Source organism: Maribacter sp. PR66 (assembly GCF_028464205.1).
Lineage (GTDB): Bacteria > Bacteroidota > Bacteroidia > Flavobacteriales > Flavobacteriaceae > Maribacter > Maribacter flavus.
The window spans coordinates 20,832-46,937 of sequence record NZ_JAQPCH010000011.1 but is presented as its reverse complement, the minus strand read 5'-3'; the positions used below and the strand labels follow the sequence as shown (position 1 = coordinate 46,937).

At 41.9% G+C, this 26,106-nt stretch carries 25 protein-coding genes; 19 read left to right on the top strand and 6 right to left on the bottom strand.

What is annotated here, in order from left to right; all coding sequences use genetic code 11:
* Positions 1 to 196: 196 nt before the first annotated feature.
* Both PP181_RS16055 and PP181_RS16050 read left to right on the top strand, forming a co-directional pair.
* Positions 197 to 1,330 (top strand): hypothetical protein, encoded by a 1,134-nt coding sequence (locus tag PP181_RS16055; RefSeq protein WP_272637835.1) that lies wholly within the window; start codon positions 197 to 199, stop codon positions 1,328 to 1,330.
* A gap of 20 nt (positions 1,331 to 1,350) precedes the next feature.
* Positions 1,351 to 1,839, top strand: a complete 489-nt coding sequence (locus PP181_RS16050; RefSeq protein WP_211361186.1) for a hypothetical protein — start codon at positions 1,351 to 1,353, stop codon at positions 1,837 to 1,839.
* On the opposite strand, the gene PP181_RS16045 is transcribed toward PP181_RS16050, so the two are convergent.
* The 3 genes from PP181_RS16045 to PP181_RS16035 all read right to left on the bottom strand — a co-directional run bounded on the left by PP181_RS16045 (position 1,840) and on the right by PP181_RS16035 (position 5,460).
* Positions 1,840 to 2,355 (bottom strand): hypothetical protein, encoded by a 516-nt coding sequence (locus tag PP181_RS16045; RefSeq protein WP_246160929.1) that lies wholly within the window; start codon positions 2,353 to 2,355, stop codon positions 1,840 to 1,842. It abuts the gene before it with no gap.
* 202 nt (positions 2,356 to 2,557) lie between these two features.
* Positions 2,558 to 2,725 carry a lmo0937 family membrane protein gene (locus PP181_RS16040; RefSeq protein WP_154920713.1) on the bottom strand — a complete coding sequence of 56 codons (168 nt, stop codon included), beginning with the start codon at positions 2,723 to 2,725 and terminating at the stop codon, positions 2,558 to 2,560.
* Between the two features lie 104 nt (positions 2,726 to 2,829).
* Positions 2,830 to 5,460 (bottom strand): valine--tRNA ligase, encoded by a 2,631-nt coding sequence (locus PP181_RS16035; RefSeq protein ID WP_272637834.1) that lies wholly within the window; start codon positions 5,458 to 5,460, stop codon positions 2,830 to 2,832.
* A gap of 180 nt (positions 5,461 to 5,640) precedes the next feature.
* On the opposite strand from PP181_RS16035, the gene PP181_RS16030 reads away from it, so the two are divergent.
* Entirely contained in the window at positions 5,641 to 6,033 is a 393-nt protein-coding gene (locus tag PP181_RS16030) for a DUF1573 domain-containing protein (RefSeq protein ID WP_138259508.1), read from the top strand.
* Positions 6,034 to 6,338: 305 nt separating this feature from the next.
* Here the strand turns inward: PP181_RS16030 and PP181_RS16025 are convergent, their stop codons facing one another.
* The gene (locus PP181_RS16025; RefSeq protein ID WP_272637833.1) at positions 6,339 to 7,631 is read right to left on the bottom strand and encodes an aspartyl protease family protein; all 1,293 of its coding nucleotides are present in this window, start codon (positions 7,629 to 7,631) and stop codon (positions 6,339 to 6,341) included.
* Between the two features lie 309 nt (positions 7,632 to 7,940).
* Between PP181_RS16025 and PP181_RS16020 the strand changes: the two genes are divergently transcribed.
* The 9 genes from PP181_RS16020 (at position 7,941) to PP181_RS15980 (ending at position 17,252) form a co-directional block, all read left to right on the top strand.
* Positions 7,941 to 9,131 (top strand): pyridoxal phosphate-dependent aminotransferase, encoded by a 1,191-nt coding sequence (locus PP181_RS16020; RefSeq protein WP_154920710.1) that lies wholly within the window; start codon positions 7,941 to 7,943, stop codon positions 9,129 to 9,131.
* Between the two features lie 91 nt (positions 9,132 to 9,222).
* Positions 9,223 to 10,239: a UDP-N-acetylmuramate dehydrogenase gene (gene murB, locus PP181_RS16015; protein ID WP_272637832.1), complete on the top strand. Its 1,017-nt coding sequence runs from the start codon at positions 9,223 to 9,225 to the stop codon at positions 10,237 to 10,239.
* A 204-nt stretch (positions 10,240 to 10,443) separates the two neighbouring features.
* Positions 10,444 to 11,004: an RNA polymerase sigma factor gene (locus PP181_RS16010; RefSeq protein ID WP_138259505.1), complete on the top strand. Its 561-nt coding sequence runs from the start codon at positions 10,444 to 10,446 to the stop codon at positions 11,002 to 11,004.
* A gap of 2 nt (positions 11,005 to 11,006) precedes the next feature.
* On the top strand, positions 11,007 to 11,765 hold the full coding sequence (locus PP181_RS16005) for an anti-sigma factor (RefSeq protein ID WP_272637830.1): 759 nt from the start codon (positions 11,007 to 11,009) through the stop codon (positions 11,763 to 11,765).
* 147 nt (positions 11,766 to 11,912) lie between these two features.
* Entirely contained in the window at positions 11,913 to 12,116 is a 204-nt protein-coding gene (locus PP181_RS16000) for a membrane or secreted protein (RefSeq protein ID WP_138259503.1), read from the top strand.
* Between the two features lie 26 nt (positions 12,117 to 12,142).
* Complete coding sequence (locus PP181_RS15995) at positions 12,143 to 12,694, top strand: RNA polymerase sigma factor (protein WP_394347776.1); 552 nt, start codon at positions 12,143 to 12,145, stop codon at positions 12,692 to 12,694.
* Between the two features lie 398 nt (positions 12,695 to 13,092).
* A complete protein-coding gene (gene lipA / locus PP181_RS15990) occupies positions 13,093 to 13,968 on the top strand; it encodes a lipoyl synthase (RefSeq protein WP_272637829.1) in 876 nt (291 codons plus the stop codon).
* Positions 13,969 to 14,025: 57 nt separating this feature from the next.
* Entirely contained in the window at positions 14,026 to 15,036 is a 1,011-nt protein-coding gene (gene gap / locus PP181_RS15985; protein ID WP_272637828.1) for a type I glyceraldehyde-3-phosphate dehydrogenase, read from the top strand.
* Positions 15,033 to 17,252 (top strand): hybrid sensor histidine kinase/response regulator, encoded by a 2,220-nt coding sequence (locus PP181_RS15980; RefSeq protein ID WP_272637827.1) that lies wholly within the window; start codon positions 15,033 to 15,035, stop codon positions 17,250 to 17,252. The genes gap and PP181_RS15980 overlap by 4 nt, the downstream gene beginning before the upstream one ends.
* On the opposite strand, the gene lpxK is transcribed toward PP181_RS15980, so the two are convergent.
* Complete coding sequence (gene lpxK / locus PP181_RS15975; protein WP_272637826.1) at positions 17,233 to 18,240, bottom strand: tetraacyldisaccharide 4'-kinase; 1,008 nt, start codon at positions 18,238 to 18,240, stop codon at positions 17,233 to 17,235. The two genes, PP181_RS15980 and lpxK, sit on opposite strands and share 20 nt — an antisense overlap.
* A gap of 51 nt (positions 18,241 to 18,291) precedes the next feature.
* Here lpxK and PP181_RS15970 point away from each other — a divergent pair, with 51 nt between their 5' ends.
* The 3 genes from PP181_RS15970 (at position 18,292) to PP181_RS15960 (ending at position 20,644) form a co-directional block, all read left to right on the top strand.
* Positions 18,292 to 19,386 carry a Nif3-like dinuclear metal center hexameric protein gene (locus PP181_RS15970; RefSeq protein WP_272637825.1) on the top strand — a complete coding sequence of 365 codons (1,095 nt, stop codon included), beginning with the start codon at positions 18,292 to 18,294 and terminating at the stop codon, positions 19,384 to 19,386.
* 2 nt (positions 19,387 to 19,388) lie between these two features.
* Positions 19,389 to 20,168, top strand: coding sequence for a zinc ribbon domain-containing protein (locus tag PP181_RS15965; RefSeq protein ID WP_138259497.1), 780 nt, complete (start codon positions 19,389 to 19,391; stop codon positions 20,166 to 20,168).
* Between the two features lie 68 nt (positions 20,169 to 20,236).
* Positions 20,237 to 20,644 carry a DUF4174 domain-containing protein gene (locus tag PP181_RS15960; protein WP_154920704.1) on the top strand — a complete coding sequence of 136 codons (408 nt, stop codon included), beginning with the start codon at positions 20,237 to 20,239 and terminating at the stop codon, positions 20,642 to 20,644.
* Here the strand turns inward: PP181_RS15960 and PP181_RS15955 are convergent.
* On the bottom strand, positions 20,638 to 21,993 hold the full coding sequence (locus tag PP181_RS15955) for an FAD-dependent oxidoreductase (protein ID WP_272637824.1): 1,356 nt from the start codon (positions 21,991 to 21,993) through the stop codon (positions 20,638 to 20,640). The genes PP181_RS15960 and PP181_RS15955 overlap by 7 nt on opposite strands.
* A gap of 129 nt (positions 21,994 to 22,122) precedes the next feature.
* Between PP181_RS15955 and PP181_RS15950 the strand changes: the two genes are divergently transcribed.
* The 4 genes from PP181_RS15950 to PP181_RS15935 all read left to right on the top strand — a co-directional run bounded on the left by PP181_RS15950 (position 22,123) and on the right by PP181_RS15935 (position 25,885).
* Complete coding sequence (locus PP181_RS15950; RefSeq protein WP_154920702.1) at positions 22,123 to 22,752, top strand: flavin reductase family protein; 630 nt, start codon at positions 22,123 to 22,125, stop codon at positions 22,750 to 22,752.
* Complete coding sequence (locus PP181_RS15945) at positions 22,753 to 22,899, top strand: DUF2256 domain-containing protein (RefSeq protein WP_154920701.1); 147 nt, start codon at positions 22,753 to 22,755, stop codon at positions 22,897 to 22,899.
* Positions 22,896 to 24,197, top strand: coding sequence for a DASH family cryptochrome (locus tag PP181_RS15940; RefSeq protein ID WP_272637823.1), 1,302 nt, complete (start codon positions 22,896 to 22,898; stop codon positions 24,195 to 24,197). The genes PP181_RS15945 and PP181_RS15940 overlap by 4 nt, the downstream gene beginning before the upstream one ends.
* Before the next feature lie 116 nt (positions 24,198 to 24,313).
* Entirely contained in the window at positions 24,314 to 25,885 is a 1,572-nt protein-coding gene (locus PP181_RS15935) for a cryptochrome/photolyase family protein (protein WP_272637822.1), read from the top strand.
* Positions 25,886 to 26,106 lie beyond the last annotated feature (221 nt).

Below are 26,106 nucleotides of genomic sequence, written 5' to 3'. Positions count from 1 at the left end.
TTTCCTTAAACCTCTTTACCCTACCCTTAATGCTTCTGGATGCCTTATTACAGTAAGTTTGTCAATGTTAATAAATTAATCTTGAGTTAAGTTCATGTTTCATAACAGAATGTTTTATAAGCCAACTCTTTGTAGCGTGGAGTTGGCTTTTTATACCGCTACTATTCCCAACGACCAACTAAATACAAACCCAATCATGCAAAGAATTCCGTACTTCATCATTCTTCTATGTTTATTTTATCCATTATTCTCAACTTATTCACAAGGTTGTGTAGCAATACGGCATTTTTCTTCTTGTGTTGGCAGCAATTTAGAGAACAATTTATTAAGCACCGGAGATATTCAAATTGGAGTCAATTACCGGTATTTTAAGTCCTTTAGGCATTTTAGGGGTACGGAGGAAGAACCGGATAGACTCGCCAACAATACGGAGGTAATCAATCATTCCCATGCGTGGGATTTTTTTGCCACTTACGGAATAAACGATAGACTGTATGCCAGCATCACCATACCAACGGTAATAAATACAAGATCATCACTCTATGAACATGGTCGCAATGAAAGAAATGTAACATTTTCAAGAGGACTTGCCGATATACGGTTCGGGTTTGGCTATTGGGTGTTCGATATGGAAAAATCCCCAAACGGAAACCTTGCCTTGGGACTAGGTGCAAAGCTGCCAACGGGTATCTACAATGCATCGGATATTTTTTATAATGTGGGACCGAACGGGGAGCCTCAGACAAGACCAGTAGACCAGTCCATTCAACCAGGTGACGGAGGATTTGGGGTCACGGTCGACTTTCAATTCTATCAAAAAATAACCACGGATGTTTTTAGCTATGCCAGCGGATTTTATCTAATAAACCCCAGGGAAACGAATGGCGTTAGGACCTTTAGGGAGACCTTGAGCCCAATTTTGCAAAATGAATCCATCATGGCGGTACCGGACCAATATTCGCTCAGGGGAGGGCTTAGTTATAACATCTCGCCCACAATATCATCTTCGCTTGGCGCCCGGTTCGATTGCGTGCCCGTCAAGGATTTGATCGGTGGAAATGAAGGGTTCAGGCGACCTGGAAATGTACTATCCATAGACCCTGGAGTAAGTTTTATGAAGAGTAATTTTGTAATAAACCTGAACGTACCTTTCGCGGTCCGTAGGGAGCGGCCTCAAAGCATAACTGACTTGCAGACCGAACAGCTTACAGGTACCCCAAGGAATGGGGATGCCGCCTTTTCCGACTATGTTATAAACTTGGGCGTTACCTATCGCTTTGCCAATAACAAGGTAAGACTTGCCCCGGAACTTGAGAATAATTTCAAATAACCAATTCAAATACATACCAAATGAATCTTCAAAACATTAAAAGACGCTATTTACAAATATCCATTGGACTGGTATATCTATGGTTTGGGACCCTTAAGTTCTTTCCCAATTTGAGTCCGGCAGAGGAACTTGCGAAAAACACCATTGGAGAGCTTACCTTTTCATTGTTACCATCAAATATTTCAATACTACTCTTGGCCCTTTGGGAAGTTCTCGTGGGACTATTTTTCCTTTTCAACCTTCAAAAAAAGACAACCATAAAAGTGGCCGTTATACATATGGTACTTACCTTTACACCGCTGGTTTTTTTCCCAGAACTGATTTTCAATGAGAACTTGTTATCGCTCACCTTGTTAGGTCAGTATATCATTAAAAACCTTATTATCCTAGGAGCCATGGGTGTCCTGTGGATGGAAGTGACTCAGGAAGCTTCCGCTTCCAAAGAGATTAAGGAAGAACTTACAGGTTCTGAAGAAGTAAGCTTAAAACGTATTTTTAGATTCAGGTAATTAATTGGGTCCTACCATGATGTGGGCCCTGTGGGTACCGGGGTCCATCAACCAGGGCATTCCTTTGGCATGGGGTTTATCGGGCAGACCCGTGGATTCCGTTGTGGCATAGGGAATGTAGATCACATATCTAAATTGACCGTTCGCCAATTCCCCTGTAGAGGTATTATAATCGGCATCCGTGCCATAATATACATACATCATACTGGGTTCCCTTGGCATATCCAATGTACCGTTGGCAATCTCCTTGCCCCTAATTTCACGGATTTCCATAATTTCCTTTCCTTCGGCCCTGAGTTCTCGTCCACGTTTCATAAAAGGTTCGAGTTTTTTGGAATAACAGGAAACACTAATACCTTCCTTATGGGGGTCATCGGCCAAACAAACCAAATTACTCGTTCCCTCCCGTAGTACTACAAAATCCCCATTCGCATCGTATCCATAGACCATAGTATCCGTACTGCTACCTTCCGGTACAGGTAAAATGGCCGTCTTAATTTGAATTTCCTTAGACAAAATAGTTCTTTTTCCGCTCTGAGAGTATAGACAGGTAAATGATAAAAGCACAAGAAAAAATAAAGAGTACTTCATATTTAATGGGTTTATTTCTAGCAAGATACGAAATAATATATTTTAAGTTTATGCCTAGCACCAGTGTGTAAAACAAAAAACCAATCCTAGAACTAGGATTGGTTTTAATTTAATTCTAAGTGAAATCTTATAAAGGTTTTCGACCTGAAATAATATTGTACAGTACTACAATCACGGCAATAACCAACAATATATGAAGTAAACTACCCGTTGCCAAGCCAGGTACCACGCCCAACATACCCAGCAACCAAATGATAATACAAATAACTGCAACTAACCATAATAGACTTTTCATAATTTTAGTGTTTTTGATTTGAATGGAAATTAGCTGATAATGAATCAACTATCGTCCTTTAACACTATGATTATTAACCCATTTGGTTGGCAAACGAGCTACTTTTAGCCCAAACTGGCGAGGCTTTTTTCCAAGGTTTCTATCTTGGCCTCGGCATCGGCTTGTTTTTTACGTTCCATTTCGATCACCTGCTCAGGTGCGTTGTTTACAAATCGCTCATTGGAAAGTTTTTTCTGTACCGATGTCAAAAATCCTTTTATATACTTTAATTCGTCCTCAATTTTGGCCTTTTCGGCCTCCACATCAATGGCTCCGCTTATCGGAATAAAATATTCATTGGATTTCACCCTGAAGGACAAAGCTCCGTCCACCGTTTTATCCACATAGGAAATGGAAGAAAGATTTGTCAACTTCCCGATAACGGAATCCCAATCCTGAACCAAATTTTCTTCATTCAAAACCGATAGTTCCAAGCTTTCCTTCATGGGAATGTTCTTCTCCTTGCGTATGGTTCGGATACCGGCGACTACCTCCGTAACAAAATCAAATTGACCAATAAGGTCTTCATCAGCGGTATAGGCTTCCGGCCATTTTGAGATGATCAAAGCTTGGGAAGGGTCCCGCTCCGAAATATGCTGCCAGACTTCCTCCGTTAAAAACGGCATGAAAGGGTGCAATAATTTGAGGTTTTGCTCAAAAATTTGGATAACGGCCTCGAAGGTTTTTTTATCGATCGGCTGTTGGTAGGCCGGCTTTATAATTTCGAGCAACCACGAACTATAATCGTCCCAAACCAATTTGTAAATGGCCATGAGAGCATCTGAGATTCTGTATTTACCAAAGTGGTCCTCAATTTCCCGCAAGGTCTGGTTGAACCTCGCCCTGTACCAGTCTAAGCCAATTTTGGACGCTTCGGGCTGGGGAATATCGGCCACTTCCCAACCTTTTAGGAGTCGGAATCCGTTCCAGATTTTATTCGCAAAATTCTTTCCCTGTTGGCATAGATCCTCATCGAACATTAAATCGTTGCCCGCGGCGGAGCTTAATAATAGTCCGACCCTCACTCCATCTGCACCATATTCCTCGATAAGTTTTAGGGCATCGGGAGAGTTGCCCAAGGACTTGGACATCTTTCTTCGTTGCTTATCACGGACCAGGCCGGTAAAATAGACGTTTTCAAAAGGCCTAGTATCCCTGTATTCATATCCTGCAATGATCATTCGGGCTACCCAGAAGAAAAGAATGTCCGGCCCCGTAACCAAATCATTGGTGGGGTAATAGTATTTGACCTCTTCATTCTCTGGGTCAAGAATGCCATTAAACACGCTTATGGGCCATAACCAGGAAGAAAACCAAGTATCCAGCACGTCTTCATCCTGTTTTAAATCGGCCATGGTCAAATTGGGATTCCCTGATTTTTCCCTGGCCCTATCCAATGCAACTTCGGCATCAAAGGCCACTACAAAATCATCTTGTCCATCCCCAAAATAGTAGGCGGGAATGCGTTGCCCCCACCAAAGCTGTCTGGAAATGTTCCAATCACGGATATTCTCCATCCAATGCCTATAGGTATTGTCAAACCTTTTAGGGAAAAACTTGATATCGTCCGACTCCAAAACTGCCCTTATGGCAGGTTTTACCAATTCCTCCATTTTTAAGAACCACTGATCGGACAGCCTGGGCTCTATGACCGCCTTTGTACGCTCCGAAGTTCCCACTTTATTCAAATGCTGTTCGGTCTTGACCAAAAAGCCCTTTTCTTCCAATTCCTTGGCGATTTCCTTCCGTACTACAAATCTGTCCTTGCCTTCATAATGCAGACCATAGGAATTCAGCGTTGCGTCGTCATTAAAAATATCAACGGTTTCCAAATGATGCTTTTCTCCCAGCGCTTTGTCATTTATATCGTGGGCCGGGGTCACTTTTAGACATCCGGTTCCAAACTCTATGTCAACATACTCATCCTCAATGATTGGAATTACCCTATTGCAAAGCGGTACAATGGCCTTTTTGCCCCTTAAATGCGCATAACGCTCATCATTGGGATTGATACAAACGGCGGTATCGCCCAGTATGGTCTCAGGTCTTGTAGTTGCAATGGTCACCTTTTCATCGGAGTCTTCTATTGAGTACTCCAAATAGTACAAAAGCCCCTGTTTTTCTTCATAGATTACCTCCTCGTCAGAGAGGGTGGTTTTGGCCTCCGGGTCCCAATTGACCATTCGGTAACCTCTATAGATGAGTCCCTTTTTAAAAAGGTCAATAAATACCTTGATTACACTGTCATGGCGTTCCTTGTCCATGGTAAAGGCTGTTCTGTCCCAGTCACAGGAGCATCCCAGTTTTTTTAACTGTTCCAGGATGACCCCGCCGTATTCATGGGTCCAGTCCCAGGCATGTTCCAAGAATTCCTCCCTGGATATCTCGTTCTTATGGATTCCCTGTTCCTTAAGTTTTGCCACTACCTTGGCTTCCGTTGCTATGGATGCATGGTCCGTACCCGGTACCCAACAGGCATTGCGCCCTTTGAGACGCGCACGTCGTATCAAAACGTCTTGTATGGTATTATTGAGCATATGCCCCATATGCAGCACCCCGGTTACGTTTGGAGGCGGAATAACGATGGTATAGGGTTCCCTGTCATCTGGCGTGGAATGAAAGTAATTGTGTTTCATCCAATAGTCATACCAGCGCTTTTCAACCTGATGCGGCTCATACTTTGAGGCTATTTCCATTTTGGAACAGTTTTTGAAATACATTGGGTGGAAAAAATAAAACGGAATGGATTTTCAAAGATCCGTACCGTTTTTCCACTATTAAAATACGAAACAAAAATAAGTAACGTTAGAGTATAACAAAAGGATTTTGGAGTTGTTCTGAAAAGAATTAATTTTGAGATTCATCCTAAATTAAGAATGATGAAAAAAATTGTACTTGTATTATTTGTCGGATTGCTTGGAATGAGCCTAAAAGCCCAGGATAGCGCGGCAAAAATTGAGTTTAAGGAGGAAACCGTGGATTACGGTGAAATCGAAAAGGGTTCGGACGGTGTCCGGGTGTTCGAATTCACGAATACAGGAAATTCGCCTTTGATCATTAGCGATGTACGTTCAAGCTGTGGATGTACCATCCCTAAAAAACCGGAAGATCCCATCATGCCAGGAAAAACTGGGGAAATCCAGGTAAAATATGACACCAATCGTGTTGGCCCCATTAGAAAAGCGATAACCGTTACGTCAAATGCGGAGACCCCAACAAAGATTTTGAAAATTAAGGGAGAAGTAAAAGCTCCTAGCGGAACCAAGTAATACGTTTCCAAAAGATTTTAAAGGCCCTCCCGAATGGAGGGCTTTTTTATTGGCACTGCCTAAGGATTTATTCCCCAAAGCTTTATACCAGTTCTGGTTTAAGAATGGGCCAAAATTTACGCCGTTGCTTTTTTCTGTACCGAAGCCGTGGAGATTGCAAATAGCTTGAGTTCTTCGCAATTTCCACAATGAAGGTAGAGGAAAAATGGACAAGTAAATTGGCTCATTTTTAAATTGGAAATGGTATTATATGCAATGAAACCTTCGTTCACTTCAAGAGCCTAAAAGACTTTCCTTAAAGTAGTTTACTTGAAAAGGTCCTTGAGCACAAAACTGAACAACAAATTGTTATTGGCCCTTTCCACAAGCACCTTCACCCGCTTGCCTTCCTTTTCATTGAGCATCTCCATTATTTCCTGGATTTTATATCTATGGATTCGCTTGCCGTTCACGGCCAAAATAATATCCCCTTCCTGTAAACCAGCAGAATGTGCCGGACTTCCAGACCTGATACCGGAAACCACAATTTCTGGGACAAGGCTCAATCGGGTGGCGCCTTCCAACAAAATCTGAACGTTTCCGTACGTCCTTTCGCTACTTACAACGATACCGTTAACATCGGCAATCCTTTCTGAAACATAACGAACTCCGACATGTTGCAAATCAATACCGCTTACGTTATAATGAAAAGGTTTTTTGAAATTCGAATTTTTCCTGAGACTGATTTTTCCGTTGGGATAATCGAATACGATGTTAAATCGCTTTAATATTTCCCCTCCCAAACTACCATTTCTATTGCCCAAGTCCTTGATGGTGCTAAAAGACAGCATATCCGGGAATGCGGCCTTTGCATCGTATAGTTCGAAACCCCCAATCTGGATTCCTTCCACCTTGGTTCTTTTTCCATAGATGTCCCCGGCGAGACCTTTTCCCAAATAATCCTCGTAATATTCCTTGGGCAATTGGATACGTTCGTCCTCAAAGAGCCAAATAGCGTCACTACTACCGGTATCCAATAACATTTTTACAGGAATAGCTTTCACACCCTTCAGCGAAACGGTGGCATCCATATAGGCCTTTCTGTTAACAACCTCAACTTGTAAGGTCTCATACCTATTTCCCAATTTTGGCGCATCAATTTCGGGGTTATAAAATTTAATGGTATTGGCAGAATAGTTGATGTCCACAATAAAATCCCTGAACAGATCGTAACCGATGATGCCATGAATGGGAACGCCCAAGCTTGGGGAGAAATTGATACCTGCGTCCATCACAACATATAGTTTTTGGGAAAAATTTCGGACGTTGCCCAACTTAAAATAATTTCCTTGGGAACTCAAGGCATTTATCGGTTCCCCTTCGCCAAGCCCATTGATGGTGATTTCGGAAACATTCTTTAGCTCTAGGGAATCCTGATTGGAAAGATTGAACAAAATAGGTGTACTGACCCCAGAATCTAGTACAAACGATAATTCCGTACCATTGACATCGATAGGGACAACGATCAAATTATTGATCAATTGGAACCGAATTTTTTCGAACTTTTGATCTTCGGGCAACGAATACCCTTGTGCACTACCAATTATGGGCAGTGCCATCAATAGCAACAAAAATTTCAAGCGCCTTATTAACATGTTCGTTTCCAATAGTTTGACCAATAGTAAGATACGGAATTTTTCACCACATCGGTATATTTTAACATTTCACAAAAACTTACTAGCTTCGGAAAGGAAAGATTTAATGGGTTATCTACCCAGGGGCAAATCCACGAAGAATCCATCGGCAATAATGAATGGATAGTGATTGAAGCCTAGCATTTGTTTACCGATTATGATTACCAATAAATAAACAGCCCATATATTGTAGATTCCCCAATCATTTGCCACTTTTGTCAAAAAGTATTTGACATGCCTAAAATTTCCCAAAAAGGGCTTGCGATGCCGCAATCCCCCATTAGAAAATTGGTCCCCTTTGCGGAAAATGCCAAGAAAAAAGGTGCCAACGTAATCCACCTAAACATAGGGCAACCGGATATCAAAACGCCACAAATAGCCTTGGATGCCGTAAAAAATAACCAACTGAATGTTTTGGAATATAGCCGAACCGAAGGCTCAGAAGCTTACAGGGAAAAAGTGGCGGCCTATTACCAAAAAAATAAAATATCGGTCACTGCCGATGATATCATCGTTACCACAGGGGGCTCCGAAGCGCTCGCCTTTGCCATGGGCAGCATTGCCGATGCCGATGACGAAATCATAATCCCCGAACCATTTTACGCCAATTATAACGGTTTTGCCACGGCAAGTGGCGTGAAGGTCGTTCCCGTAGTATCCAAATTGGAAAACAATTTCGCGCTACCTCCCATTGAGGATTTTGAGAAATTGATTACCCCAAGAACAAAGGCCATCCTCATCTGTAATCCGGGGAATCCTACGGGATATCTTTACAGCGAGGAGGAAATTAGGAAACTGGCCAAAATCGTTCTCAAACATGATTTATTCCTTATTGCCGACGAGGTGTACAGGGAATTTGTATATGATGACAAGGACCATTATTCAATTTTGCAGGAACCTTCTTTGGAGCAGCACGGAATTATCGTGGATTCCGTTTCCAAGAGATACAGTATGTGCGGGGCCAGAATAGGTTTTTTGGTTTCCAAGAACAAGGAAGTGATTTCAACGGCCATAAAATTCGCGCAGGCGCGACTTTCCCCGCCGACCTATGCGCAAATAGCTAGTGAGGCAGCCCTGGAAACCCCTCAAAATTATTTTGACGAAGTTAAGACCGAGTATGTTGCCCGTAGAAATCTATTGATTTCCGAACTTGAAAAATTGGACGGAGTAAAAGTGGCCAAACCACAGGGCGCTTTCTATTGCATTGCGGAATTGCCCATTGAGGACGCGGATGATTTCGCACAATGGTTATTGGAGGACTTTAGGGTAAACAACGAAACCGTCATGGTTGCCCCGGCAGCAGGCTTTTATGCCACGGAAGGACTGGGCAGAAACCAAATTAGGATAGCCTATGTACTGGACCAGGCCTCCCTAAAAAGGGCGGTTCATATCTTGGGCGAGGCCCTTAAAACCTATATCGGTTAGGGAAACCTTCTTTGAAGAATCATTATTGCCATCCGCACATTGGTAATAAGGATGTGTTCAATAAGCCAATTGCTGACCTAAATTACAAAGCATGCAAATACACGAAAATTATTCCCTAAAGGACTACAATACCTTTGGCCTCGATGCCAAGGCGAGGTTCTTTGTAGCAATAAATTCGGTAGCGGAACTTCAGCGGATTTTGGCCGACAATTCCTATCCAAACAAGTTTATTTTGGGCGGAGGCAGCAATATGTTGATAACCCAGGATATCAATGCCTTGGTCATCCATATCAACATAAAGGGCATTTTTATCGAAAATGAAGATGATTCCCGTGTTGAACTTAAAGTGATGGCCGGTGAAAACTGGCATGAAATGGTTTTATGGACCTTGGAACGGGATTTTGGTGGGCTGGAAAATATGTCGTTGATCCCCGGAAATACGGGAACCGCGCCCGTACAGAACATAGGTGCCTACGGGGTTGAATTAAAGGATGTTTTTGTGGGGTGCGAAGCCATACGAAGGGCCGATCAAGAATTGGTATATTTTTCAAAAGAAGACTGTCGGTTTGGGTATAGGGATTCATTTTTCAAAAATGAGGGCAAGGATAAATATGTAATTACTTCGATAATACTAAGGCTTACCAAAAAGAACCATGCGATCAATACCAGTTACGGTGCCATAAACGAGGAATTGGAAAGAAACCATTGTAAATCACCTACCATAAAGGACATCTCCAACGCCGTTATAACTATTAGAAACAGTAAATTACCAAATCCCAAGGAACTGGGTAATAGCGGAAGTTTTTTTAAGAACCCCGTAATATCCAAAGAAGTGTTTGAGGAGTTCATCGCTAAATACCCGGAGGCTCCCTTTTATAAAGTTTCGGAAGAAGCCTATAAGATTCCGGCTGGATGGCTGATTGAACAAAGTGGTTTCAAGGGGAAACGTTTTGGGGATGCGGGAGTGCACGTGAAACAGGCCTTGGTTTTGGTAAATTATGGAAGCGCGACCGGAAACGATATATTAAATTTGGCCCATATGATTATTGAGGAAGTACGAATTAAATTCGGTTTTACCATTGAGCCCGAAGTCAATCTCATAAAATAACCCCTGAAATAAAATCCCAGGGGTTATACCAAACCAAACTAACCAAAAACTAAGTGGCAGTTACCAGCTGCTCACTTATAAGATAATATTTTAGATAACGCCGCTTTAGCAATCAATTTTATAAATTAGCGTTTATGGATATACGGACGAACAACCTACCTTGGATCTTGCACCTAAAAAAAAATTAAGCATCCCCGCTAGGCTATGAGCATACTACTTGAAAAACATATTGTTGAGCTATTGCAGGAGCGGAATGACAAGGCCATTTCCCTATTGTACGACAATTACGGGGACACACTTTTGGGGGTTGCCAATAAGGTACTTAGAAACGAGGAGTTGGCCCAGGATGTCTTACAGGAAAGCTTCGTTAAAATTTGGAAAAAAGCCGATTCCTACGACCCCACCAAAGCAAAACTTTTTACTTGGCTGTTCAGGATAACCAGAAATACCGCCATTGATAAATTAAGAAGTTTAAATACAAAAACCGATAAGGAAATCCAAATAGACGTTTCAGACGTATATAATTTAGGAATTGAAAGTACAAGACCTGAATTCATGGATGTTCAAGAACATCTGGACAAGATCGAGGAAAAGTATCAAATCGTCCTGGACGCTTTGTTTTTTCAGGGAATGACCCAACAAGAGGCCAGTGAAGAATTGGGGATTCCCCTTGGAACGATTAAATCCAGGTTAAAAATCGGATTGCGCGAATTGAGGAAAGTTTATGGCCCTGCAGTGCTTTTGCTTCTCATTAATATGATATAGTTATGAAGGATAAAATTAAAAAGTTCTTGGAAACGGATTTACTGGAAAACTATCTTCTTGGGACTACCACAGATTTGGAGGCTTCAAAGGTAGAGCAGTACATTGCCATGTATCCTGAGGTAAGGGAAGCTTACAATGAACTACAGGAAAGTTTGGAGATTTTTGCAAAGCTCCATGCCATCAAATCCCCTGAAGGGTTGAAGGAAAAAATTACCGCCCGCATAAAATCAGAACGGGTGGGAAGGAAAAAATTCTTCAGGTTTGCGATCGCGGCCAGTATCGTGGCAATGATCTTCGCGGGATCTTCCTTTTTCTTCTGGGACCAAAACCAGAATTTACAGGAAGAAAATTCCATGGTAAGCAACAAGATAAAATTGTTGGAAGCGGATATGAAACAACAATTGGAAGATGTTCGAAACCAATTCATTGTACTAAACAATCCAAGTACAAGAAAATTCAATGTTAACGGAAATAAAAAAGCGAAGGAACTGAAGGCGGTCGCATATATAAATCCTGTTAAAAAATTGTCCTATATCAATGTAAGCAACCTCCCTAATTTACCGGAAAACCAGTGTTTCCAAATGTGGGCCGAGGTGAATGGCGAAATGTTGAACCTGGGCATTATTGAAGAGGCAGGAGATAGTCAGAAATTATTGGCACTTCCATATGCTGAAAATGCGATGGGCTACATCACCATTGAGCCCAAGGGTGGCAATGAAATCCCTACGGTGGACAATATTGTGGCGAACATCGCATACTGATGTGCCCATATTATAAAGTAGTCTTAAAGCCCCAAATTGGGGCTTTATTTTTTTACCTTTGTAACGGATTAAAAAATCAGGATCCTGTACTATTGGAATCCAAGGGTTCTTCAGTCAGAAATCAGAATCTACAATAAAAGCACATACATGAAACTTATACTCCTTACCGTTGGACTTTTAGCATTGGCTATCTCTGGCATAGCCATAAAAATATGGGCCAAGAAGGACGGGAAGTTCGCCGGAACGTGCGCTAGCCAAAGTCCCTATTTAAACAAGGATGGCCAAGCATGTGGCATGTGCGGTAAACTTCCAGAGGAACAGGATTGCAAAAAGGAGGCCGTGACCTCCTAGGTACCCATTAAATTTTTACCATCATATTGACAGAGGACGTTCATGACATTATCATCAAGGCCAAAGAAGGTAATCAGATAGCATTCAGTAGATTACTGGATAGGTTTTGGAATGAGGTCTATGGTTTTCAGCTAAAACGCACCGAAAACGAAAATGACGCCGAGGATATCACCATACAGACATTTTCCAAGGCCTTTGACAAAATTAATACGTACGACCCTCGATTCTCATTTAAAACTTGGCTGATAACTATATCAAAGAACATTCATATTGATTTGGTCAGGAAGCGGAAGAAAAGTCTTCTGGATTCGCAACGAAACGATGATGCCATAAAAGGAGTACATGACGATGCGCTTTCCATGGAGGACCAACTCATCCAAGAACAGAATTTGGCCGATTTGCTTCGGGATATCAAAAGCTTGAAACCCCATTATCAGGAGGTTATCAACCTTCGCTATTTCAATGAACTTAGTTATGCCGATATCGCAGAGAAGCTGAACGAACCCATCAACAATATCAAGGTGAAAATTCTTCGAGCCAAAAAGCTTCTAGCCGAAATCATACGCAACAGAAGATAGTTCCTTTTATCCCGGCACATGGTATTAGGAGCGGATCGTGAAGGTAAAAAGCGCAATAAAGTAAACCACCTCGGGGCAAGCCCAAGGGGCATTCTTTGTAAACGAACTTTTGATTTCGAGGCAAGCCGGGGTATTAAACCCTTTGGCGGTGCCAATAAAAGTGGTTTGGAAATTTTGGCATAGCACCACTATGGTGAAATTGAAAATACGGCGTAGCTTTTTATTTTGAAGGCCTGCCTGCCTGCCACCCAATTAGGCCGGGATTTTTTGCTACAAAAGCTTTTCTAGTACATAATCTGGGATTATTAGAAAATGGGCCATTCAGCAAGAATTTGGTACACCCCTTTCAAGATTGAACTTTAGACTATTTACTTCGTATATTTGTAAAAAAATTAGGCATGTCCGTAGCAGTTAAAGAAAATGTGGCTCCTCCCAAAGGAAAACCAAAGTGGTTAAGAGTAAAACTTCCCACAGGTAAGAAATATACCCAGCTAAGAGGTTTGGTGGACAAGTATGATCTACACACCATTTGCACATCCGGTAGTTGCCCAAATATGGGCGAATGCTGGGGCGAGGGTACAGCGACCTTTATGATTCTTGGCAATATTTGTACAAGGTCCTGCGGCTTCTGTGGGGTTAAAACGGGACGTCCGGAAAATGTTGACTGGGCAGAGCCCGAAAAAGTAGCGCGTTCCATTAAAATTATGGGCATAAAACATGCCGTTATCACATCCGTGGACAGGGACGACCTCAAGGATATGGGTTCCATCATTTGGGCGGAGACCGTTAAGGCAATTCGACGAATGAATCCCCAAACAACCTTAGAAACGTTGATTCCCGATTTTCAGGGAATTGAAAAACACTTGGACCGAATCATAGCGGTTTCCCCCGAAGTGGTTTCGCATAATATGGAAACGGTAAAACGGTTGACACGCGAGGTACGGATACAGGCTAAATACGAACGTAGTTTGGAAGTCTTAAGATATTTGCGTGCCAATGGTGTGAACAGGACAAAGTCCGGCATTATGTTGGGTCTTGGTGAAATGGAAGAAGAAGTTATCCAAACCATGCGGGATTTGAGGGAGGCGAATGTAGATGTGGTAACTATTGGACAGTATTTACAGCCTTCCAAAAAACACCTTCCGGTAAAAGAATTCATTACCCCAGACCAATTCAAAAAATACGAGGAAATTGGACTGGAAATGGGTTTTAGACATATAGAGAGTGGGGCTTTGGTTCGTTCTTCGTACAAGGCGCATAAACATATTCATTAATAGCACATTCTTGGAGACGTTGAGACCTGTAAAGATTTCTGTTTAATTGCGGTAACAATGAAAAAAATCAGAATAGGAATCAATGGTTTCGGGAGAATTGGCCGAACATTTCTCAGACTCGTTCAAAACTATCCAGACCTACAGGTCGTTGCTATAAACGACCTTGCGAACGCGGAAACGCTCGCCCATTTACTCAAATACGACAGTATTCACGGTGTATTTAAAGGCAAAGTCGCTTTTGAAGAAAATACCTTGATTGTCAATGGTACCAAAATAGCCTTAACGAACAAATCACACCCAAAGGATATTGACTGGGGTTTGCTCCAAGTAGATTTGGTGGTTGAAAGTACTGGGAAATTCAAGACTAAGGAGTCTTTAGATAATCACATTAAAAACGGCGCAAAAAAGGTTATTCTTTCAGTACCACCCGAAGATCAGGATATAAAGATGGTGGTCTATGGTATAAACGAATCGATATTAACCAAGGAAGACCAGATTATATCCAACGCATCCTGTACTACGAACAATGCGGCCCCAATGATAAAAGTCATCAATGACCTTTGTGGCATAGAGCAGGCATATATCACTACTATCCACTCCTACACATCGGACCAAAGTTTGCACGACCAGCCCCACAAGGATTTAAGAAGGGCACGGGCGGCGGGTCAATCCATCGTTCCTACGACCACGGGAGCGGCAAAAGCCTTGACTAGCATCTTTCCAGATTTGGAAGATGTAATTGGCGGCTGTGGAATACGAGTTCCTGTGCCAAACGGTTCATTGACAGATATTACCTTCAATGTTAAAAGAAATACCACAATAAAGGAAATTAATGATACTTTTGAAAAAGCGTCGAAAAATGAACTAAGGAACATACTTTTTTATACGGAAGACCCCATAGTCTCCATTGATATAAACAATAGTTCTCATTCTTGTACGTTTGATTCACTAATGACCTCCGTAATTGGAAGAATGGTCAAGATTATTGGTTGGTATGATAATGAAACGGGGTACAGTAGTAGAATTATCGATCTCATACGGTTAATGGTAACGAAAAAGTACATTTGAGAAAGACATACTTTCATAAAAAACTTTTAAAGCTACTACCACTTTTTGCTTTGTTAATAGTGGGGTTATCCCTTCGTTCCCAAGATACGGTTCCAGTTAGGGATATGGATCCTTATTTTGACCAAGCGCGCAGACTCCGGAATCAGAACAAGATTGATCAGGCCCTTGAAACGCTTGACAAGGCAGCGGAAGAAGCCGAAAAGGACGAAGATATAAAAGGGTTGATCGATTGCTACCACGAGCTTGCAATTCTCTATTTAAAGTTGGATAGAGAAAAGGACACCCAATTCTATTGGGACAGAACCAGTGTCTTATTAGCCGATATTGCTTACCCCTATGGTGATGCAATACATAAATATATTGAAGCGATTTTACTTTTTAGAGCGGATCAAAGCTATCAGGCATTGTTTATGTTGAACGAGGCAAAACAACTCAATAACGACAGAAATTTCTTCAACAATATTTTACTGACGGAAGCATTGGTCTACTTGAGGCTGGAAAAATATGAGAGTGCCGCAAAAAACCTGAATTCATTGGTGGTAAACTCTGATATTTATGAAAAGGACTACCTGTCTACACGTGGTTATTTAGGACTGGCAGAGTTACATTATAAAACCGAAAATTTTGAGGAGAGTGCCAAAAATGGTGAAGAGGCCCTGGCCCTTGCCAATACCAATGGTTTCTTTTCCGAAATTAGACAGTCTAATTCCCTGCTGGCAAAAGTCTATGGAAAGTTGGGTGCTTATGAAAAGGCGTTATCGAATAGCACAAACTTACTGGACATTCAAGATTCGTTGTTCACAATAGAAAAAGTTCGTGTCGAGGCAAAAACAGCGGATAAAATTAGGGACGATTACAAAACCGAAGAAATAGCGCGACAACAAAATACCATACAGGAATTGAAGGAATCCCAAAACCGTTCTGAGCTAACGGCTATTTTAACCTCTGCATTTCTTATTATAATCTCTTTATTGGCGGTTTCCCTCTATAGAAACAATCAGATCAAATTAAAGACGAACGACCTTTTGCAGACAAAAAATAGGGAACTACAAGTAGCCAGGGATGGGGCCGTACAGGCCATGGAGGCCAAAACCAACTTTCTATCAACGGTTAGCCATGAATTGCGCACACCATTGTACGCTGTAACTGGGCTTACCCATCTATTATTGGAAGAGAACCCCGCCGAACATCAAAAAGAGCACTTAAAGGCCTTGAAGTTTTCCGGGGATTATCTCTTGAACTTTATCAATGACATTCTTCACATCAATAAAATCGATGCCAATAAACTGGAGCCCTTACACATGGAGTTCAATCTGAAAAAGGTCATCAATGAAGTGATGGATTCCCTGCAACAGAGTGCAAAGGAAAACAAGACAAAATTGATTTTGGATTATGATAGTGAGATTCCAAATCATTTGATGAGCGACCCGCTGAAGCTTTCCCAGGTGTTTATGAACCTTATTGGCAATGCCATAAAATTTACCCGTGGGGGTATTGTGGAGGTCATCTGTAAACTCAAGGAGAAAAATGGGGAGGATGTCACCCTTTATTTTGAAGTAAAGGACAACGGAATTGGTATTTCCAAAGAAAAACAGCAAAGTATTTTTGATGGCTTTGAGCAAGGATCCATTCAGATAAATAGGGAATACGGTGGTACCGGATTGGGACTTACCATTGTAAAAAGTCTTTTGGGTCTTTTTGAGAGTAAGATTGAGCTGCGGAGCAATTTGGGCGAAGGAAGTTCCTTCAGTTTTGAAATCGATATGAAAAGTAAGGAAGAGCTGGAGGATGAAATTGCTTTTGAAATTACCAAAGGCGAATATGATTTCAAGGGACTACACATCTTGGTGGTGGAGGATAACAAGATCAATCAGGTGATTACCAAGAAAATGCTCAACAAAAAGGAAATCAGCTGCGATATTGCTGGAAGCGGAGAAGAGGCTGTTGCACTCGCCAAGGAAAATGAGTATGATGCCATATTAATGGATATTCACATGCCGGGCATTAGTGGGGAAGAGGCGACCATTCAAATTCGAAAATTCAACCAAACCACCCCCATCATTGCACTTACGGCCATCTCTCTGGACGATAGCGTGGAGAGCTTTTACGCCGCTGGGTGTAACGATGTGGTAACAAAGCCCTTTAAGCCAGAAATATTCTATCAGAAAATAGGGGAAAACATCTTTGATAAAAAGGTTAGGACCTCCCTTTCATAAGTTTGGTAAGGGCATCATAGATAATATGCTGACCGTCGCCCATAAACCGATGCATTACAGGCAGATAATACAGGTTCGATACGTGATTTCGCAACCGAACAAAATCCTTTTCCGTAGTAATGATCAACCGTTTCCGGTTCAGCAAATCGATTTCCTTTTGGGTGAAAAAATGATGGTCCTTGAACTCCAAATGCTCAAAGGTGAGACCCTTTGATTTTAAATAACCTACCAAGGGTGCAGGATTGGCAATCCCTGTCACCAAGGTAATTTCCTTTCCGTGCAGGGCCTCAACTTTCATCTTTTCCGATAGTCCGTGAAAGGCATCGTCATAATCCAAAAAACTAAAAAGAACGACCTGATGTTTATGTGGTTTTAGCTTCTCCAAAATTGTACCTTGCTCGGTCTTTGTTATTTTCGAAGGACACTTAGTAACAACAATAATATCCGCACGTTGGGCCGCTTTTTTGCTATCCCTCAAATTACCCGTTGGCAGATACCAATCATCCGTATACAAATCTCCATACGGCGTCAGTAGAAAGGAAAAATGGGGCTTGACCTTCCTATGTTGAAACGCGTCGTCAAGGATAATCATTTGAGGTTTTACGGCATCGGACAATAACCGGATTCCCTCCCTCCTATTGGCATCAACGGCAAGGGCTACCTCGGGGAATTTTTGATGTATCTGAAAAGGTTCATCGCCAAGTGCCTCCACGGTGGTTTGTTCATCGGCCAATAAAAATCCATCCGATTTGCGCTTGTAACCCCTACTCAGCACGGCCAATTTATAATGAGGTTTCAATAGTACGATAAGGAATTCCGTCATTGGGGTCTTTCCAGTTCCGCCAACACTTAAATTCCCTATGCAAACAATGGCGACATCAAATTTTTGGGATGAGAAAACACCTTTATCGTACAGGAAGTTCCGCAAATGGACCACGAGGGCATAAATGAACGAAAATGGGAACAGAAGTTTTCTCAAGAGTTGCATTAGAACGAAATTATAATATTTTATCTTTGGAAACCTTATAATTCATTGAAAATGACGGTTAGATCGGTTGCCCAAATTCTGGAAGAACTTGCTCCTTTGGATCACGCGGAGGATTTTGATAATGTCGGTCTTTTGGTAGGCGACAGTTCCATGGAGGTAAACGGAATTTTGGTGACCTTGGATACCTTGGAGTGTGTAGTGGACGAGGCAATTGCCAAGGACTGTAACCTCATCGTTAGTTTTCATCCCATTATTTTTGGGGGATTAAAAAAGATAACCGGTAAAAACTATGTGGAGCGCACCGTTTTAAAGGCGATTCAGAACAACATCGCCATTTATGCCATCCACACGGCCCTTGATAATTCCATAAACGGTGTGAATGCCAAAATCTGTGAGGTCTTGGGCCTTATCAATAATGAGATACTGATACCCAAAAAGGATACGATCCGTAAACTCACGACCTATGTTCCATCGGCCCAAGCAGAGAAGCTCAAGAAAAAACTTTTTGAAGCGGGTGCCGGAAATATCGGCAATTACAGCCATTGTAGTTTTACGCTTAAAGGAACAGGAAGTTATAAAGCGGGCGAAAACAGTAATCCAACGATAGGAGAAATTGGAAAGACGCATTCTGAAAGGGAAACAATGGTCCATGTGACCTACCTAAGGTCCTCTGAACTAAATGTTTTGGATGCTTTGATGACAAACCACCCGTACGAGGAAGTGGCCTATGAAGTATATTCCTTGGAGAACAGAAATCAACAGATAGGCATGGGAATGATCGGTGAACTTGAGGAAGGCATGTCGGAAACATCCTTTTTGGAACACCTTAAGAAGACGATGAAGGCCCAAGTGGTAAGACATTCCAATTTGAGGGATTCACCCGTAAAAAAAGTGGCGGTTTTAGGTGGAAGCGGGGCGTTTGCCATAGGAGCCGCAAAAGCCGCGGGAGCCGACGTTTTCGTTACGGCCGACGTTAAATACCATCAGTTTTACGAAGCAGAAAATAAAATGGTCATTGCGGACATTGGACACTTTGAAACTGAGCAGTTTACAAAAAACCTTTTAGTTGATTATCTTACGAAAAAAATTCCTAATTTTGCAATCCGTTTATCGGAAAGTATAACAAATCCTATCAAGTATTTTTAAATATGGCAAAAAAAGAAGAATCGTCTGTAGAAGCAAAGTTAAGGGCGTTGTATGACCTTCAATTGATTGATTCCAGAGTAGATGAAATAAGGAACGTACGTGGAGAACTACCCTTGGAAGTAGAAGATTTGGAGGATGATGTGCTTGGCCTAAAAACAAGGTTGGATAAGCTTAAGACCGATTTGGAAACCATCAATTATGAAATTGGCGCCAAGAAAAACATTATTGAGGAGGCAAAAGCCTTAATAAAAAAATACAATGAGCAGCAAAAGAATGTAAGGAACAGCCGCGAATTCAACTCCATAAGCAAGGAATTGGAATTTCAGGAGTTGGAAATCCAGCTTGCTGAGAAAAACATCAAGGAATTCAAGGCACAGATTGAGCAGAAGAAAGAAGTGATCGCCGATACCAAAGAGAAGTTGGCAGAGCGTGAAGCGCACTTAAAGCATAAAAAAGGCGAATTGGACGCTATTTTGGCAGAGACCGAAAAAGAGGAGAAAGCGCTTTTGGAAGAATCCTTGAAATATCAGGATTTGATTGAGGAACGTTTGGTAAAAGCCTACGCCCGTATAAGGGGCAATGTTAAGAACGGATTGGCCGTGGTACCTATTGAAAGGGGCGCTTCCGGTGGTTCTTTCTTCACCATTCCTCCACAGGTTCAAGTGGAAATCGCTTCCAGAAAAAAGATTATAACAGATGAGCACAGTGGTCGGATTTTGGTAGACCCTGCCTTGGCAGACGAGGAACAGGAAAAGATGCAAAAACTCTTCGCTAAATTATAACAGCGTTATAGTCACAAAAGTTTTGAAAGCCGTCCCAAAAAGGACGGTTTTTTTGTATCTTCCTGTAGATGAAAATTTTAGCAGCCATAATTACACTACTTATGTCCATAAACACGGTATACACCCAAAACCTTTCCGATTATCAATGGAATAATAGGGTGTTAATCCTTTCCGATGCCACTGAGGAGGAAACCCTATCCAACATCGCATTTAAAAAAGTGACTCACCAAATGGAAGCTTGCGATGAAAGGGATGTGATCGTCCTCTTTCTTAGAAACAATGAATTGACAACTCCAGATGGCCAAAAAATGAGCTACAAAATCAGCCTTCCTACTGAATTCAATGGCTACCTGCTGATCGGCAAGGATGGAGGCATCAAAATGAAAGAAGATTATCCCCTTGATTTGGAAAAGGTCTTTGACCGTATCGATGGTATGCCTATGCGAAGGGCAGAAATTCGTAATAAGGACTATTGAGAAGAATCCTTTAGGGCTTCCAATATTTTGTCCTCGACTTCCTGGCTATCCCAAATCGTCTCAATATTGGACATTGCCATGATATCTTTCATGATTTTTTCCTGAAAATCACCTTCGGCCAAGGCCTCGGCGTAAGGTCGGTCTGAAAAAGTAACCCTGCTGTATGCCGGTATCCATTTCTCTGGATGCTTTTCAGCGAAACGCTTTTCGATTTTCTTCTGCAGTAAAAATAGAGGATCAGCCGTCCTACTGCTCATTTCCATAAAATTTCGGTAACTCAATTCTGCAATGGCATCGGCGTTGGGCTTTCGCATTTCCTGATAGTTCCTGAAAATGGTCTCCCAATCGTCCCCGTGTGTACGTATGAGTTCGTTTAACACGTAAATATCCTCAAACCCGGCGTTCATGCCCTGTCCATAAAAAGGCACAATGGCATGGGCAGAATCGCCTACAAGCGCCACCTTGTCCCAATAGGTCCATGGAAAGCACTTCATGGTTACCATGGCACTGGTAGGGTTCTTGAAAAAATCATGGGTCAAATTTTCAATATCCTTACGTACATTGGGAAAATAGGTGCTGAAAAATTGAATGGCATCTTCCTTCGTTTTTATGCTTTCAAAGGAAACTTCCCCCTCAAATGGCATGAACAAGGTACAGGTAAAACTACCGTCCAAATTGGGCATGGCAATGAACATAAACTGACCCCTGGGCCAAATATGGAAGGAGTTCTTGTCCAGTTTATGCGAACCATCCTCATTGGGCGGTATCGTTAACTCCTTATAGCCAACATCGATAAAATCCTGGGAATAATCAAACCGACTCCGTCTCTGCATTTTGTGGCGCACGCGTGAGAAGGCCCCATCACAGCCAAATACCAAATCAAAATCATAGGCCTTCCATGCGCCTTTTTCCGTTTCTCCGGTAAACACTTGGGCATTGGGCAAATCCACGTCCCAGACCTTTTCCTCAAACCTGAACTCCACGCCGGCCTGCTCTGCCAAGTCGATCATTTTTTTGTTGAGCACGCCTCTGGAAATGGACCAAATCGCTTCCCCTTCCTTCCCATACTTTTGGAAGTATTCAGGTTTACCTATAACATGCATGGCCCTTTTATCCAAGGGTATCCCTATTTTACGTATTTCATCTTCTATCCCCACTTCCCTTAGGGCCTTCCAACCCCTATTGCTCATGGCAAGATTAATGGACCTACCGGAGAATTCCACCTCACGAATATCGGGTCTTCGGTCAAAAACGGTAATCGTATGCCCATACTTTTTAAGATAAATAGCTAATAAAGAGCCTACTAGCCCTGATCCTATGATGGCAATATTCTTTTTAGTCTGGGTCATAAATGGTATGCTTGGTCTATTTTAACGGTATTCGGGAAGGTAAAATAGAAATTAATTTAGGTTTTAGTTTAATATTAACTGTTTTTGTTTAGCCAATATTTAATTTTATTAAACATAAATAAAGAAGGAATGCATTTTAATCTTTCGGATTTAAAAAACCTCCCCAATAGATTTAGGGCAAATTTAATCAATAGTTCCACAGGGTACAGACCTAGCAACCTTTTAGGCACAAAATCGCCAGAGGGCGTTACAAATCTGGCCATATTCAATTCCATTTCGCACATTGGGAGCGACCCTGCCCTGCTTGGTTTTATCCTAAGACCGTTTACGGTACGGAGGGATACCTATAGTAACATGAAGGCGACGGGCGTTTTTACAGTGAACCATGTAAACGGGTCCATATTGGAGCAAAGCCATCAAACCTCGGCGAAATATGGGGATAACGAGTCGGAATTCGAAAAAACTGGCTTGACTGAGGAATACCTCGACGGATTTCAGGCACCGTATGTAAAGGAAAGCCATATTAAACTGGGCTGTTCCTACGTAAATGAATACACAATCGCTGAAAACGGCTGCGTCCTGATTATTGGGGCCATAGAACATATATACCTTCCGGATGAAGCCCTGTTCGAGGATGGCAGCATCAATCTAGAATTTGCGGAAAGTATCGCCAATATTGGTCTGGATGGCTATGCCCTTCCAAAACTCCTGAAAAGATTCGCTTATGCGCGGCCAAATGAGGCAATAAAAGAAAAATAGATGGCCCATAAAAAACAACATTTACCTTCAAAAACCTGTCCGATTTGCGGACTTCCATTTAGTTGGCGAAAAAAATGGGAAAGACATTGGGACGAGGTACGATATTGCAGTGAAAAATGTAGAAAAAACAAAAAACAATTTACATGACTAATTTAGTCTGGTTCAGGAACGATTTACGGGTACAGGACAACACCTCACTTCTAAAAGCAAGTCAGGGCGAAAAGGTAATGGGCGTTTATTGCTTTGATACCCTTTATTTTGAAAAAGGGGATTTCGGTTTTAAAAAAACGGAACGGTTTCGCGCCAAATTTCTAATAGAATCCGTGCGGGAATTACGGGAAAATCTCAAAAAATTCAATATCCCGTTGTTCGTCTATGTGGGGAATTCATCGCAACACATCCCAAAACTGGCAAAAGAACATCAGATCCATAAAATATATCTCCAGAAAGAGTGGACGCGCGACGAGGTTTTTATATCGGATTCGGTAAAAAGGGAGGTGGGTGAAGCCGTACAGTTTGAGGAAACCTACGACCAGTTTCTTTTTCATATGGAGGATATTCCATACACGAAGTTTGAGGACATTCCCAAGGTTTTTACCGAATTCAGGAAAAAGTGCGAAAAATACTGTAAGGTTCGTCCTGAGGTTACCTTTGAAAGGGTTTTTCCTGAATCAAACAATGTAGAAAACCATACGAAGTTACCTTCGTTGACAGATCTGGGACTATCGGAACCGACACCGGACAATAGGTCCGCTTTTCCTTTCCAGGGAGGTGAAACGCAGGCCTTACGACGCATTGCCCATTATTTCTGGGAAACCAAAAAATTGGCCTATTACAAAAAAACCAGGAACGGCTTGGTGGGCACGGACTATAGCTCCAAACTTTCTGCATGGTTGGCAAATGGCAGTATTTCTGCCCGTTCGATTTACTGGCAAGTAAAGAAGTTTGAGAAAGAGGTCAAAAAAAACCAGGATACCTATTGGTTGGTTTTTGAGCTGATATGGCGGGATTTTTTCAAATATGTATCTCTAAAACATGGCCCCAAAATCTTTCGGCTTGAAGGAATTTTGGACAAGCAGTACGACTGGCAACTGGACCAGTCAAAACTGGACCAATGGATAGAGGGAAATACACCCGATGCCTTTGTCAATGCCAATATGAGGGAACTGGAAAAAACAGGATGGATGAGCAATAGGGGCAGACAGAATGTCGCCAGTTATTGGGCCAAGGAACTGGAGCAGGATTGGCGCTTTGGAGCCGCTTATTTTGAGAGTATGCTCATCGATTATGACGTGCACAGCAATTGGGGCAACTGGATGTATAACAGTGGTGTTGGCAACGACCCAAGGGACCGAAAATTCAACACCAAATTACAGGCAGAGCGCTATGACCCCAATGGAAAATTTCAAAAACATTGGTTACAAGGGAGTTTGTTTGACCAATAACCTATAAGACATTGTTTTCGCTCTTTGAAAATCCGTAACTACGGATTGTAAAATTCGCCAAAGAAAGGGAAAAAAGCATAATAAAACATTGACATTCAGTAAATTAATAATAAAAGATGACTAAGGACAACACTTCTCCTTCGGAGAGGTCGGAGGGAGCTACGTTGCGATTGATATTGGGCGATCAGCTCAACCAAAAACACCATTGGTTTGATTCGGTAGATGACAATGTTACTTATCTCATAGCAGAAATGCGGCAGGAGACGGACTATGTGAAGCATCATATCCAAAAGGTAGTTGCCTTCTTCCTGGCCATGCGAACCTTTAAGGAAGAACTCAGCGAAAAGGGACACAGATTCATTTATCTTAAAATTGGTGACCCAAACAATCCACAGGACCTGGCTAAGATTATAAAAGCGTATTGCGATGCGACAAGTGCGGAACGATTTGAATACCAATTGCCGGACGAATACCGCTTGGACGTACAGTTAAAACGAATTGCGAAATCCCTGAAAATCGACACCCATGCCGTGGATACGGAGCATTTCTACACGAGTCGGTACGAACTGAAAGATTTCTTTTCGGGGAAAAAGCAATTGTTGATGGAATCCTTTTACCGGATGATGCGCAAAAAGCATGGCATCATGGTGGAAAATGGCCAACCTGATGGCGGAAAATGGAACTACGACCAGAGCAACAGAAAAAAGTGGAAGGGAACACCGGAAATTCCCCACGAACGCGGATTTAGAAAGGACGTTACCGATTTACTGAAGGAAATAGAGCAAGCCGGTGTAAAAACCTTTGGGGAAATTGATCCGGAAAAGTTCAATTGGCCCGTAAGTAGGGCGGATTGCCTTTCGGTCCTGAACTATTTTTGCAAGGAACTGTTGGTTCACTTTGGCGATTATCAAGACGCCATGCATACAGAAGAGAAATACCTTTTCCATTCCCGACTGTCCTTCGCCATGAACGCCAAAATTATAAGTCCGAAGGAAGTCATTGACAAAGTATTGGAACAGTATCATGAAAACAAAGAAAATATCGATATTTCACAGGTTGAAGGCTTTGTACGGCAAATAGTGGGATGGCGTGAATATATGCGAGGCATTTATTGGAAGGAAATGCCGGACTATGCCAAACTGAACAAACTCGAAAATCAGAACCCCCTACCCGAGTTTTTCTGGACGGGCAACACCAAAATGAACTGCTTGAAACATGCCATTGGGCAAAGCCTTACTGATGCCTATGCACACCATATTCAACGGTTGATGGTCATTGGAAATTTTGCCCTGTTGGCACAACTACATCCGGATGAAGTGGACCAATGGTACCTTGGTGTTTACATTGATGCCATTGAATGGGTAGAAATCACCAATACCAGGGGCATGAGCCAATTTGCCGATGGGGGAATCGTGGCCACCAAACCCTACGTGAGCAGTTCCAATTATATCAACAAAATGAGCGATTATTGCGGTTCCTGCCACTACAAACATACCCAAAAACAAGGGGACAATGCCTGTCCCTTCAATTTCCTCTACTGGAATTTTTTGGATGCAAAAAAGGAACATTTCAAGGACAATCAACGCATGACCATGATGCTCAGTCTGCTTGAAAAGAAAAGTGCCTCGGAAATGGAATACATCAGAGAAAAATCAGCCGAAATCATTAAAAATCCAGATACGTTTTAACAAATAATTAAAGGTGGAAAAACATCCAATGAAGTATCTTTAATCATATATTAAGGGACTATCCCGCTTGAGCGTCTATATATATCCAAAAAGGTCCTTCACAATACTATTGTGAAGGACCTTTTTCTATGTAAAGGACGAATTCAACCGTGGATGTTTACAGCAATCTATTGCTCATATTGTTGGTGAAAATCCAATAAAATAGGTAGTTTATCGATAAA